The sequence below is a fragment of the Klebsiella sp. 10 genome, from assembly GCF_018223925.1.
Taxonomy (GTDB): Bacteria; Pseudomonadota; Gammaproteobacteria; order Enterobacterales; family Enterobacteriaceae; genus Klebsiella; species Klebsiella pneumoniae.
On the sequence record NZ_JAGRRB010000010.1, the window covers coordinates 44,923 to 57,428 of the forward strand.

Consider the following 12,506-nt stretch of genomic DNA (forward strand, 5'->3'; position numbering starts at 1 on the left):
CCCTGATTAGCCATCCGGGAACATCACGCTGTTCCCCGGCGCTTCCCGATGCAGATGGATAAAGTTCAGGTGCCGCTCGTACTGGTCGAGAATATCGGTGATCACCTGCTCTTTGCTGTAGTCCATCAGGTCGTTACCCTGACTGCCCTCCAGCAGGAAGGTCTCCAGCCGGTAATAGGTGGATTTCCCGCTGCGCGCCCGATAGGTAAAGCCCGGCACCGAGTACTGCTGCGGCCAGATCTTGTAGATAAAGTTCTGCTCGTCGCCCATGTGCACCAGCAGATCGAGGTGGCCAAGGTTCTCACCCTCTTCCGGCGGCAGGCTCTTCAGTTCCACCGCGGCGCCGCGCAGCCGCAGCTCCTGGGCCACCTCCTCCATCGCCGGGTAGCACACCGTCTCCATCATCAGTTTGGTATAGCGCGTGCCGGGGTAATTCATCAGCCGCGACAGGCGCTTCTTCCAGCTCAGACGATCCTGGAGGCCCATCGGGCGCGGGGCGGTGTCGCGGCTGGCGCTGACCCTGCGGTAATCTTCCACTTTCAGAGATTTATACAGTCCGGCCATCACGAAGAAAATCACAAAGCTGAACGGCAGCCCCATGATCACCGTGGTGTTCTGCAGCGCCGAGATGCCGTTGGTCATCAGCATCCCGAGGGTCAACAGACCGATGGCCACCGACCAGAAGATGCGCAGCCAGTTCGGGGCGTCGCTGTTGATGTCCTTCAGCTTCGAGGTGAAGTTCCCCAGCACCAGCGCGCCGGAGTCGGCGGAGGTAACGTAAAACAGCAGACCGGTGATGGTCGCCACCGACGCGCTAAAGGTAAACGCCGGATACTGCGCCAGCAGGCTGTAGAAGCCGCGCTCCGGGTGGGCCATCGCCTCCTGGGCAAAGACCGCGTCGCCGTGGATGATCTCATACAGCGCGCTGTTGCCGAACACCGACAGCCACAGCAGGGTAAAGGTGAAGGGAATAATCAGGGTGCCCATCACAAACTGGCGGATGGTGCGCCCGCGCGAAATGCGCGCCAGGAACAGGCCCACAAACGGCGACCAGGCCACCCACCACGCCCAGAAAAAGAGCGTCCAGTTGTTCATCCATTCTACCGGCCGGTCGAAGGCGAAGCTGTTCAGCGTCATGCCCATAAAGCGATTGACGTAGTCGCCGACGTTGAGCACTAACGCATTGAGCAGGAAGGAGGTATCCCCCATGAACAGCACGAACAGGATCAGCCCCAGCGCGAGGGCGACGTTCAGTTCGGAGAGCACGCGGATGCCCTTGTCCACCCCGGAGGTGACCGAGATGGTGGCGATGATCACCGACAGCGCAATCAGGGCCGCTTTCGCCGCCAGCGAGTCCGGAATATCGAACAGCACGCTCAGACCGTAGTTGAGCTGCACGACGCCGATACCGAGGGTGGTGGCGATGCCGAAGATGGTGCCGATCACCGCCGCAATATCGACGCTGTGGCCGATGGGCCCATTGATCCGTTTGCCAAAAATCGGGTACAGCGCCGAGCGGATGGTGAGCGGCAAATTATAACGATAGCTAAAGTATCCCAGCGCCATGCCCATCAGGGCATACATTGACCATCCGGTTAAGCCATAGTGAAACAGGGTCCAGACCATCGCCTGGCGCGCCGCCTCGATGGTCTGCCCCGCCCCTTCCGGCGGCTGCATATATTGCGTCACCGGCTCGGCGACTGAGAAGAACATCAGGTCGATGCCGATGCCGGCGGCGAACAGCATCGCCGCCCAGCTCAGCAGGCTGAACTCGGGCTTTGACTGCTCCGGCCCGAGCTTCACCGAGCCGAAGCGCGAGCAGGCAATGCAGACGACGAAGACGATATACAGCGTCGCCGCCAGCAGATAGTACCAGCCGAAGGTTTTCGACACCCAGTCCAGGGTGCGCCCAATCCACTCGGCAGAAAAATCGCGAAAAAAGATCGTCATCAGGGAAAACAACAAAATCAGTCCGGCCGAGGTATAAAAAACCACCGGATTGATTTTGTCCTTTTCTCTGCTTTGCGAAAGATCTGTCATCCAGTATCCCCACTGTTTTTGTAACTATTAAAATCCAAATCCGCAACAATTAAGACACATTTTATATTGAACGTCCAATCAAAAACCGCTTTAATAGTTAACCAACGCTGATGAATGGAGTGGCAAAAATGCCCAAACTGGGGATGCAGCCGATCCGGCGCAGGCAGCTGATCGACGCCACGCTGGACGCAATAAATGAAGTCGGTATGCACGACGCGACCATCGCGCAGATTGCCCGGCGGGCGGGCGTATCGACGGGGATCATCAGTCACTATTTCAAAGACAAAAATGGTCTGCTGGAGGCGACCATGCGCGACATCACCAGCCAGCTGCGCGACGCGGTGCTCAACCGTCTGCACGCTCTGCCGGACGGCAGCGCCAGCCAGCGCCTGCAGGCGATTGTCGGCGGCAACTTTGATGAGACGCAGATCAGCAGCGCGGCGATGAAGGCCTGGCTGGCCTTTTGGGCCAGCAGCATGCACCAGCCGATGCTTTATCGGTTACAGCAGGTCAGCAGCCGTCGCCTGCTGTCGAACCTGGTGTACGAATTCCGCCGCGAGCTGCCGCGCGAGCAGGCGCAGGAGGCCGGCTACGGGCTGGCGGCGCTGATAGACGGCCTGTGGCTGCGGGCGGCGCTCAGCGGCAAACCGCTGGATAAAACGCTGGCGCAGTCGCTGACCAGCCACTTTATTCGTCAGCATTTACCGAACCCATAACCGAGGAGGCGTTATGTCCCGAATGGCAGAACAGCAGCTTTATATTAATGGTGGTTATACATCGGCCACCAGCGGTCGCACCTTCGAGACCATCAACCCTGCCACTGGCGAGGTGCTGGCGACCGTTCAGGCTGCCGGACGCGAGGATGTCGACCGCGCCGTCGAGAGCGCGCAGCGTGGGCAAAAAATCTGGGCGGCGATGACCGCCATGGAACGCTCGCGCATCCTGCGTCGCGCCGTCGACCTTCTGCGCCAGCGCAACGACGAGTTGGCGCGACTGGAGACCCTGGATACCGGGAAACCCCTCAGCGAAACCGCCGCCGTTGATATCGTCACCGGCGCCGACGTGCTGGAATATTACGCCGGATTGATCCCGGCGCTGGAAGGCAGCCAGATCCCGCTGCGCGACAGTTCCTTCGTCTACACCCGTCGCGAACCGCTGGGGGTGGTAGCCGGGATCGGCGCGTGGAACTACCCGATCCAGATCGCCCTGTGGAAATCGGCGCCAGCGCTGGCCGCTGGCAATGCGATGATTTTCAAACCGAGCGAAGTCACCCCGCTGACCGCCCTCAAGCTGGCGGAAATTTACAGCGAAGCGGGCCTGCCGGACGGGGTGTTTAACGTCCTGCCAGGGATCGGCGCGGAAACCGGCCAGTATCTGACAGAGCATCCGGACATCGCCAAAATATCCTTCACCGGCGGCGTCGCCAGCGGCAAAAAAGTGATGGCCAACTCGGCCGCTTCATCACTGAAAGAGGTCACCATGGAGCTGGGCGGCAAATCGCCGCTGATTATCGCCGACGATGCCGACCTCGACCTCGCCGCCGATATTGCCATGATGGCCAACTTTTACAGCTCCGGCCAGGTGTGCACCAACGGCACCCGGGTGTTTGTCCCGGCGAAACGGAAGGCGGAATTCGAGCACAAGATCCTCGAGCGGGTGGCCCGCATCCGCCCCGGCGATCTGTTTGCCGATGACACCAACTTCGGCCCGCTGGTCAGCTTCCCCCATCGCGACAACGTTCTGCGCTATATCGAGAGCGGCAAACGCGAAGGCGCGCGCCTGCTGTGCGGCGGCGAGGCGCTGAAAGGCGACGGTTTCGATAACGGCGCGTGGGTCGCCCCGACGGTGTTTACCGATTGCAGCGACGAGATGACCATCGTGCGCGAAGAGATCTTCGGCCCGGTGATGTCGATCCTCAGCTATGCCGACGAAGCGGAGGTCATTCGCCGCGCCAACGCCACCGAATACGGCCTCGCCGCCGGCGTGGTGACGCCCAACCTCAACCGCGCTCACCGAATTATCCACCAGCTGGAAGCCGGCATCTGCTGGATCAACAGCTGGGGGGAATCCCCGGCGGAAATGCCGGTTGGCGGCTACAAACACTCCGGCATTGGCCGCGAGAACGGCGTGATGACGCTGCAGAGTTACACCCAGGTGAAGTCCATCCAGGTTGAGATGGGTAAATTCCAGTCCATATTTTAACCGGGAGGTTTTTTTGCAATTTGACTACATCATTATTGGTGCCGGCTCCGCCGGCAACGTTCTGGCAACACGACTGACTGAAGATCCAAACACCACCGTCCTGCTGCTGGAAGCCGGCGGCCCTGACTACCGGTTCGATTTCCGCACCCAGATGCCCGCCGCGCTGGCTTATCCGCTGCAGGGCAAGCGCTACAACTGGGCCTACGAAACCGAACCGGAGCCGTACATGAACAATCGCCGCATGGAGTGCGGACGCGGCAAAGGGCTCGGCGGATCCTCGCTGATCAACGGCATGTGCTACATTCGCGGTAACGCGATGGATCTGGATAACTGGGCCAAAGAGCCGGGTCTGGAACACTGGAGCTATCTCGACTGCCTGCCCTACTACCGGAAAGCGGAAACCCGCGATATCGGGCCTAACGACTACCACGGCGGCGATGGCCCGGTGAGCGTGACGACACCGAAGCCGGGCAATAATCCGCTCTTCGAGGCGATGGTTGAAGCCGGGGTGCAGGCGGGCTATCCGCGTACCGACGATCTCAACGGCTACCAGCAGGAAGGCTTTGGCCCGATGGACCGCACCGTGACGCCGCAGGGCCGTCGCGCCAGCACCGCCCGCGGCTATCTCGACCAGGCGCGCGGTCGCCCGAACCTGACCATCCGCACCCATGCGCTGACCGATCACATTATTTTTGCCGGCAAGCGCGCGGTGGGCGTCGAGTGGCTGGAGGGAGAGAGCACGATCCCGTCAAAAGCGACGGCCAACAAAGAGGTGCTGCTGTGCGCCGGGGCGATTGCCTCGCCGCAGATCCTGCAGCGCTCCGGCGTGGGTAACCCGGAGCTGCTCAGGCAGTTCGATATCCCGGTGGTGCACGATCTCCCCGGCGTGGGTGAGAACCTGCAGGACCATCTGGAGATGTATCTGCAGTACGAGTGCAAAGAGCCGGTATCGCTCTACCCGGCGCTACAGTGGTGGAACCAGCCGAAGATCGGCGCCGAGTGGCTGTTCGGCGGCACCGGCATCGGCGCCAGCAACCAGTTCGAAGCGGGCGGTTTTATCCGCAGCCGCGCAGAATTCGCCTGGCCGAACATTCAGTACCACTTCCTGCCGGTGGCGATTAACTACAATGGCTCCAACGCGGTGAAAGAGCACGGCTTCCAGTGCCACGTCGGCTCGATGCGTTCGCCCAGCCGCGGCCACGTGCGCCTGAAGTCGCGCGAACCGCACGCCCATCCGGCGATCCTGTTTAACTATATGTCCCATGAGCAGGACTGGCAGGAGTTCCGCGACGCCATCCGCATTACCCGGGAGATCATGAACCAGCCGGCGCTGGATAAGTATCGCGGCCGCGAAATCAGTCCGGGAATAGAATGCCAGAGCGATGCCGAACTGGATGAGTTTGTGCGCAACCACGCCGAGACCGCGTTCCACCCGTGCGGGACCTGTAAGATGGGTTACGACGAGATGGCGGTGGTCGATGGCGAGGGCCGCGTCCACGGTCTGGAAGGATTGCGGGTGGTCGACGCCTCGATCATGCCGCAGATCATCACCGGCAACCTCAACGCCACCACCATTATGATCGGCGAGAAGATGGCCGACGCCATTCGCGGCCGCCAGCCGCTGCCGCGCAGCACCGCGACGTATTATGTCGCTGGCGACGCGCCGGTTCGCCGTTAACAGGTCAATGCCGGGCGGCGACTACGCCTTGCCCGGCCTACCCTGAGGCGATGTAACGTAGCCCCGGTAAGCGCAGCGCGACCGGGGTGCCGTTCCGGGTTTTGACCCCATAGGTTGATGTTAGCGAAACGCCTCCAGGCGCTTAATCTGCTGACCGTCGGCAGTAAAGTTCTCCGCCGCCAGCCACGCCCGCAGCGCCGCATCGCGCGCAGGCCACTCGCCGTCGATGATGGACAGCATATCGCTGTCGCGCGTCCGCCCTTTACGCACCAGCCTCTGCCGCAGACGTCCTTCCCAGCTAAAGCCCAGCCGCTCGGCGGCGCGGCGCGAGGCGACATTCATCGAATCGCATTTCCACTCCAGCCGACGATAGCCATGGTCAAAGCCGTTTTTGAGCAGCAGCCAGACCGCTTCGGTACCCAGCGGGGTGTTTTTCATCCGTCGCGACCAGGTGACATGGCCGATCTCAACCGTGCCCATTTCCCGCTCGATCGCCATATAGCTGACGATGCCCACCGCCTGCTCGCTACGCAGGTCAACCACCGCATACGGCACCAGAGCATCATCATTCACCTTGCCCGCGATCCAGTGGGCGGTCGCCGCCACGCTCTCCGGCCGCGTAGACGCCAGCCACGTCCAGTCGCTGTTGTCGCCGAGCGCATAGGCGGCAAACAGATCCGCCGCATGACGGTCAACGTCCAGCGGCTCCAGGCGGCAAAAACGGCCATTTAACGCTGTCCGCCGCAGGACTTGCGCCCCCTGCCAGCCAGGGACCAGGTCGTTCACCTGCTGGCCATACTCATTGATTTCCGGCACACCCACCTCCTCGCAATAGACAATGCGTTATAGCAAGAACCCCGCAGCGGAGAAAGGCGCTTCTGCGCGACCGGCAATAACCTGTCGTTCTTGAATATGCGTTTTTAGCATAAGGATATCCTTATTTTGACTTTACGCCTTATGGCAAGCGGCCTAACGTAGCGAGGCATAAAACAATAAAATAACCATTCTTCAGGGATTGCACATGACCAAAAAACTGTTGCCTTTACTGCTACTGTCGGCGCTCTCCGCCGCCGCGCATGCCGCCACGCCGCCCAACACGCTGGTGGTCGCCCAGGGTCTCGACGATATCGTCAGCCTCGACCCGGCGGAAGCGAACGAACTCTCCAGCATTCAGACGGTCCCCAGCCTCTATCAGCGTCTGGTGCAGCCGGACCGCAACAACCCTGAAAAAATCGTACCGATCCTCGCCGAAAGCTGGCAGGCCGATCCGGCGGCGAAAACCCTGACCATTAAACTGAAGCCGGATGCCAAATTCGCCTCCGGTAATCCGCTGCGCCCGGAAGATGTGATTTTCTCTTATACCCGCGCGGTGAAGCTGAATAAATCGCCAGCGTTTATTCTCAACGTGCTCGGCTGGCAGCCGGACAACATCGCCAGCCAGCTGAAAAAGGTTGATGACCATACCCTGACGCTGCACTGGACCGCCGACGTCAGCCCGGCGGTGGCGCTGAATATTCTCTCCACCCCCATCGCCTCTATCGTTGATGAAAAACAGGTGGCGCCGAACGCGAAAAATAACGACTTCGGCAACGACTGGCTGAAAATGCACTCGGCGGGCAGCGGGGCCTATAAAATGCGCGTCTACCAGCCCCATCAGGCCATCGTGCTGGAGGCCAACGCCAGCTCCCCCACCGGCGCGCCGAAGATCAAGAGCATCATTATTAAAAACGTCCCCGACCCGGCTTCCCGCCGCCTGCTGATCCAGCAGGGGGATGCCGACGTGGCGCGCGATCTCGGCGCTGACCAGATTGCCGCCCTGCAGGATAAACCCGGCGTGAAGGTGCTGAGCATCCCGTCCGCCGAGCAGAACTACCTGGTGTTTAATACCGCCAACAGCGCCAACCCGCTGCTCAATAACCCGGCCTTCTGGGAGGCGGCGCGCTGGCTGGTTGATTATGAGGGCATCACCAAAAATCTGCTGAAAGGCCAGTACTTTATTCACCAAAGCTTCCTGCCGGCCGGCCTGCCGGGGGCGCTGGAGACTAATCCGTTCACCTTTGACCCGCAAAAAGCTAAGGCTATCCTTGATAAAGCGGGCATTAAGGATGCCCACTTCACCCTCGATGTGGAGAACAAACCGCCGTTTATCACCATCGCCCAATCGCTGCAGGCCAGCTTTGCCCAGGGCGGGGTGAAGGTGGATCTGCTACCCGCCGCCGGCAGCCAGGTCTATGCCCGGGTGCGCGCGAAGCAGCATCAGGCGGCGATCCGCCTGTGGATCCCGGACTACTTTGATGCCCACTCCAATGCAAGCGCCTTTGCCTGGAACGATGGTAAATCCAGCACCGTGGCCGGGCTCAACGGCTGGCAGATCCCTGAGCTGAATAAAGCCACCCTCGCCGCGGTGGCGGAGCCGGACCCGGCGAAACGCCTCGGCCTGTACAAAACGATGCAGGAAACCCTGCTCCAGCATTCGCCGTACGTCTTTATTGACCAGGGGAAAACCCAGATCGTGGTGCGTGACAACGTGAAGGGCTATCAGCAGGGACTGAACGCCGACATGGTCTGGTACGATAACGTGACCAAGTAAGCGGGTTTTGTCACCGGGTACGGCGGCCTTGTCTGCCCGGATGACCGACTCCTCACCCGGGCCCGGTCGGCATCGCGCCGCCGGGTACAATGCTGATATACCAGGAATTTCCATTCTCCATGCCATCGTTTTCCACTCACCTTACCCGCCTGCTGCAGGGGCTGTTTACGCTGCTGCTCACGCTGTTCGGGCTGTTGCTGGTCACCTTCTCGCTCTCCGCGCTGTCGCCCGTCGACCGCGTACTGCAGATCGTCGGCGACCATGCCAGCCAGTCGACCTATGACCAGGTTCGCCATCAGCTGGGTCTCGACCAGCCGCTGCCGGTGCAGTTCTGGCACTACCTGGTCAACCTGGCCCATGGCGATCTTGGCATCGCCAGCGCCACCGGCCAGCCGGTGCTCCACGACCTGCTGGCGGTCTTTCCGGCGACCCTTGAGCTGGCGACCCTGGCGCTGATCGTCGGCGCGGTACTGGGCATCGTCGCCGGGGTGCTGTGCGCCCGTTACGCCGGTTCGCCGTGGGATCTGGCGGTTCGCACCTTTACCCTGTTGGGCAACTCGGTGCCCATTTTCTGGCTCGGCCTGCTGATGCTGGCCCTGTTCTACGCCCGGCTGCAGTGGGCGCCGGGCCCGGGTCGCCTCGACGATATTTATCAGTACACCGTCGAGCCACGCAGCGGTTTTGCGCTGATCGACACCTGGCTCTCCGGCGATACCGCGGCGTTTAAAAATGCGATCGGCCATCTGGCGCTGCCGGTGCTGGTGCTGGCCTATTACTCGCTGGCCAGCATCACCCGCCTGACCCGCTCCGCCTGCCTGAGCGAGATGAACAAAGAGTACATTCTGCTGGCGCGGGCCAAAGGGGCCGGAGAGATGACGATTCTGCTGCGCCACGTCCTGCCCAATATCCGCGGCACTCTGCTGACGGTGACCGCCCTCGCCTGGACCTCCATGCTCGAAGGGGCGGTGCTCACCGAAACCGTCTTCTCGTGGCCGGGGATCGGCCGCTACCTCACCACGGCGCTGTTCGCCGGGGATACCACGGCGATCATGGGCGGCACGCTGCTGATCGGCGTGAGTTTTGTGCTGATCAATAATCTGACCGACCTGCTGGTACGGTTAACCGACCCGAGGGTGCGCTGATGCCGACTTATCTGTTTTTACGCCGTCTGCGCCGCTCACCCGCCGCCTTCAGCGGCCTGACCCTGGTGATCCTGCTGGTACTGACCGCGCTGTTTGCCCCGTGGCTGGCGCCGCACGATCCCAACTGGCAGGATGCCGCCGCTCGTCTGCAGGGGCCCGGGGCGGGACACTGGCTCGGCACAGACAGCTACGGCCGCGACCTGCTGTCGCGCTTGCTCTACGGCGCCCGCCCGGCGCTGGGTCTGGTGGCGCTGGTGACCGCCATTACCCTGCCCGTCGGGCTGCTGGTAGGTATCCTCTCCGGCTACTATGGCGGGTGGCTGGAGCGGATACTGATGCGCTTTACCGACGTGGTGATGTCGATGCCGCGCCTGATCCTCGCCTTCGCGTTCGTGGCGATGCTCGGCCCGGGGCTGGTCAACGGCGCGCTGGCGTTAGCCCTGACCACCTGGCCGGCCTACGCCCGTCAGGCGCGCAGCGAAATTCAGCGCCTGCGCCATAGCGACTACCTCGCCGCGGCGGAGATGCTGGGCATCCGCGGCGGGCGGCTGCTGGTCGGCCATATTCTGCCGCTGTGTCTGCCGTCGGCGATTGTCCGTCTGGCGCTCGATCTGGCGGGCATTATCCTCGCCGCCGCCGGGCTCGGCTTTCTCGGCCTGGGCGCCCGCCCGCCGATGGCGGAGTGGGGAGCGATGATTGCCGACGGGATGCAGGTGATTTTCGACCAGTGGTGGATCGCCGCCATCCCCGGCGCGGCGATCCTGCTTGCCAGCCTGGCGTTTAACCTGCTGGGCGATGGCCTGCGCGATATTCTGGAGCCGCAACATGACTGACATCCGACTGACCGTCCAGGGACTCGCCGTCGACTATCCCACCGCCCGGGTGGTGGACAACGTCAGCTTCACCCTCGGCAACGAGCGGCTGGCGCTGGTGGGCGAATCCGGCTCCGGCAAATCGATGACCGCCCGGGCGCTGATGGGCCTGGTGCGCAAGCCCGGGGTGGTGAGCGCTGAACGGCTGGAGGTGCTGGGGCGCGATGTGCTGACCCTCAGCGCCCGCGGCTGGCGCGCGCTGCGCGGCAACGATATCGCCATGGTGCTGCAGGACCCGCGCTATGCGCTGAATCCGGTGCAGTCCATTCAGACGCAGCTGGAGGAGGCGTTAACCCTCCATCAGCGTCTGAGCCGCCGCGCGCGCGCCGAGGCGGTCAAAGACGCCATCGCCGCCGTCGGTCTGGATCTGCCGGTCCTCAGCCGCTATCCCGGCGAACTCTCCGGCGGGATGGGACAGCGGGTGATGATCGCCCTCGCGCTGCTCAATAACCCGAAGGTGCTGATAGCCGATGAGCCGACCTCGGCCCTCGACGCCCGCCTGCGCAACCAGATCCTCGAGCTGCTGGTGGAGCAGTGCGCGCAGCGGCAGATGGCCATGTTACTGATCAGCCACGATCTACCGCTGGTAGCCGCGCATTGCGATCGCGTGCTGGTGATGTACCAGGGAAGACAGGTCGACGAGATGCCGGCGCGGGCGCTGCCGAGCGCGACGCACCCTTACACCCGCACCCTGTGGACCTGCCGGCCAAATGCGCACACCTACGGCCAGATGCTGCCGACCCTCGACAGAACCCTGGACTTTACGGAGACAGCCCATGGCGATCGTTAATCTTCAGGATTTACAGGTTACATTCGGCGCGAAGACGGCGGTCTCCGCCGCCAGTTTCCGTGTCGACGCCGGGGAAACCTTCAGCCTGATCGGCGCCTCGGGCTGCGGCAAATCGACGATTTTGCGCGTGCTGGCCGGATTGCAGCGTGAATGGCGCGGCAGCGTGGATCTGCTCGGCCAGGCCATTACGCCGGGCTTCCGCTTTCAGGGCGATCTGCGGCGCAACGTGCAGATGGTGTTTCAGGATCCGTATGCCTCGCTGCATCCCAACCATACCCTGTGGCGCACCCTGGCGGAGCCGCTGCAGATCCACGGCATCCGCGACGTTGCCCCGCGAGTAACCACCGCCCTTGAGCAGGTGGGTCTGGCCGCCGACGCCGTGCGCCGCTATCCGCATCAGCTCTCCGGCGGCCAACGGCAGCGCGTGGCCATTGCCCGCGCCCTGCTGCTGCGCCCGCAGATCCTGCTGCTGGATGAGCCGACCTCGGCGCTGGATATGTCGGTACAGGCGGAAATCCTTAATCTACTTAATCGTCTGAAACAGGAGCACGGCATGACCTATCTGCTGGTCAGCCATGATGCCGACGTCATCGCCCATATGTCCGATCGGGCGGCGTTTATGGCGGAGGGCGTGATCCAGCGCTTTTTCGATCGCGAAGCGTTGGTCAACGGAGAGCACCGGATGAGGTGAGGTCAGCGGATGTGCGGTTGTTTTGTCGGGTGGCGCTTCGCTTACCCGACCTACTGTCCGTGCGGCCTGCCGTTAATTTATTCACCATTGTTGCTGAAACTGCCGGTGTTGCGGCCTCAACATCGCTGAGACGTTCCCGGAAGGCCGGGGCAGCCCGCATGGATGCGGGCTGAGGGCCGTGTTTTGCACGGACGCTGCCTCGGCCCGACCCGAAGCCTGCAGGGATAAGTCGAAGGGACCGCGTAGCGGCGATGTTGCTGGCCGGAGCCCGGGGGTACAGGGGGCGGCGGCGACTGGCCGCCCCCTGTGCGCTCCCTGCGCCATGAGTGACATAGCGCAGACAATTAACCGGGAGCGCAATGTGCGCTGAAGCCACAGATAACATAAGGGACTCCCCGGCGGTGCTTTCCCTCACCCTGGCCCTCTCCCGGAGGGAGAGGGAACCGTCCGGCTGGCGTTTAGGCCCGTGCAAGCGCATGGACTGCACCCCAAAAGTTGGAC

The 12,506-nt window shown here is 62.4% G+C and carries 10 protein-coding genes; 8 read left to right on the forward strand and 2 right to left on the reverse strand.

What is annotated here, in order from left to right; translation table 11 throughout:
- Window positions 1-6: 6 nt before the first annotated feature.
- Window positions 7-2,040 (reverse strand): choline BCCT transporter BetT, encoded by a 2,034-nt coding sequence (betT, locus tag KHQ26_RS11945; RefSeq protein WP_049124879.1) that lies wholly within the window; start codon window positions 2,038-2,040, stop codon window positions 7-9.
- 128 nt (window positions 2,041-2,168) lie between these two features.
- On the opposite strand from betT, the gene betI reads away from it, so the two are divergent.
- The 3 genes from betI to betA are packed head-to-tail and all read left to right on the forward strand — an operon-like array spanning window position 2,169 to window position 5,920.
- On the forward strand, window positions 2,169-2,756 hold the full coding sequence (gene betI, locus KHQ26_RS11950) for a transcriptional regulator BetI (RefSeq protein WP_004151671.1): 588 nt from the start codon (window positions 2,169-2,171) through the stop codon (window positions 2,754-2,756).
- A gap of 13 nt (window positions 2,757-2,769) precedes the next feature.
- Complete coding sequence (gene betB / locus KHQ26_RS11955; RefSeq protein ID WP_004191424.1) at window positions 2,770-4,242, forward strand: betaine-aldehyde dehydrogenase; 1,473 nt, start codon at window positions 2,770-2,772, stop codon at window positions 4,240-4,242.
- A gap of 13 nt (window positions 4,243-4,255) precedes the next feature.
- Entirely contained in the window at window positions 4,256-5,920 is a 1,665-nt protein-coding gene (betA, locus tag KHQ26_RS11960; RefSeq protein WP_020803772.1) for a choline dehydrogenase, read from the forward strand.
- Window positions 5,921-6,040: 120 nt separating this feature from the next.
- On the opposite strand, the gene KHQ26_RS11965 is transcribed toward betA, so the two are convergent.
- Window positions 6,041-6,736, reverse strand: coding sequence for a GNAT family N-acetyltransferase (locus tag KHQ26_RS11965; protein WP_002893466.1), 696 nt, complete (start codon window positions 6,734-6,736; stop codon window positions 6,041-6,043).
- A gap of 205 nt (window positions 6,737-6,941) precedes the next feature.
- On the opposite strand from KHQ26_RS11965, the gene KHQ26_RS11970 reads away from it, so the two are divergent.
- The 5 genes from KHQ26_RS11970 to KHQ26_RS11990 all read left to right on the forward strand — a co-directional run bounded on the left by KHQ26_RS11970 (window position 6,942) and on the right by KHQ26_RS11990 (window position 12,005).
- Window positions 6,942-8,510, forward strand: a complete 1,569-nt coding sequence (locus tag KHQ26_RS11970; RefSeq protein ID WP_020803786.1) for an ABC transporter substrate-binding protein — start codon at window positions 6,942-6,944, stop codon at window positions 8,508-8,510.
- Between the two features lie 119 nt (window positions 8,511-8,629).
- A complete protein-coding gene (locus tag KHQ26_RS11975; protein WP_004176937.1) occupies window positions 8,630-9,652 on the forward strand; it encodes an ABC transporter permease in 1,023 nt (340 codons plus the stop codon).
- The gene (locus KHQ26_RS11980; protein ID WP_004142505.1) at window positions 9,652-10,485 is read left to right on the forward strand and encodes an ABC transporter permease; all 834 of its coding nucleotides are present in this window, start codon (window positions 9,652-9,654) and stop codon (window positions 10,483-10,485) included. The genes KHQ26_RS11975 and KHQ26_RS11980 overlap by 1 nt, the downstream gene beginning before the upstream one ends.
- A complete protein-coding gene (locus KHQ26_RS11985) occupies window positions 10,478-11,314 on the forward strand; it encodes an ABC transporter ATP-binding protein (protein WP_020801577.1) in 837 nt (278 codons plus the stop codon). Before KHQ26_RS11980 ends, KHQ26_RS11985 begins: the two co-directional genes overlap by 8 nt.
- Window positions 11,301-12,005 carry an ABC transporter ATP-binding protein gene (locus KHQ26_RS11990; RefSeq protein ID WP_020803777.1) on the forward strand — a complete coding sequence of 235 codons (705 nt, stop codon included), beginning with the start codon at window positions 11,301-11,303 and terminating at the stop codon, window positions 12,003-12,005. Before KHQ26_RS11985 ends, KHQ26_RS11990 begins: the two co-directional genes overlap by 14 nt.
- Window positions 12,006-12,506 lie beyond the last annotated feature (501 nt).

Excerpts from the sequence above, each read along its gene's own strand:
- betT (WP_049124879.1), bottom strand. The coding sequence starts at position 2,040 with ATGACAGATCTTTCGCAAAGCAGAGAAAAGGACAAAATCAATCCGGTG.
- betI (WP_004151671.1), top strand. The coding sequence starts at position 2,169 with ATGCCCAAACTGGGGATGCAGCCGATCCGGCGCAGGCAGCTGATCGAC.
- betB (WP_004191424.1), top strand. The coding sequence starts at position 2,770 with ATGTCCCGAATGGCAGAACAGCAGCTTTATATTAATGGTGGTTATACA.
- KHQ26_RS11970 (WP_020803786.1), top strand. The coding sequence starts at position 6,942 with ATGACCAAAAAACTGTTGCCTTTACTGCTACTGTCGGCGCTCTCCGCC.
- KHQ26_RS11975 (WP_004176937.1), top strand. The coding sequence starts at position 8,630 with ATGCCATCGTTTTCCACTCACCTTACCCGCCTGCTGCAGGGGCTGTTT.
- KHQ26_RS11980 (WP_004142505.1), top strand. The coding sequence starts at position 9,652 with ATGCCGACTTATCTGTTTTTACGCCGTCTGCGCCGCTCACCCGCCGCC.
- KHQ26_RS11985 (WP_020801577.1), top strand. The coding sequence starts at position 10,478 with ATGACTGACATCCGACTGACCGTCCAGGGACTCGCCGTCGACTATCCC.
- KHQ26_RS11990 (WP_020803777.1), top strand. The coding sequence starts at position 11,301 with ATGGCGATCGTTAATCTTCAGGATTTACAGGTTACATTCGGCGCGAAG.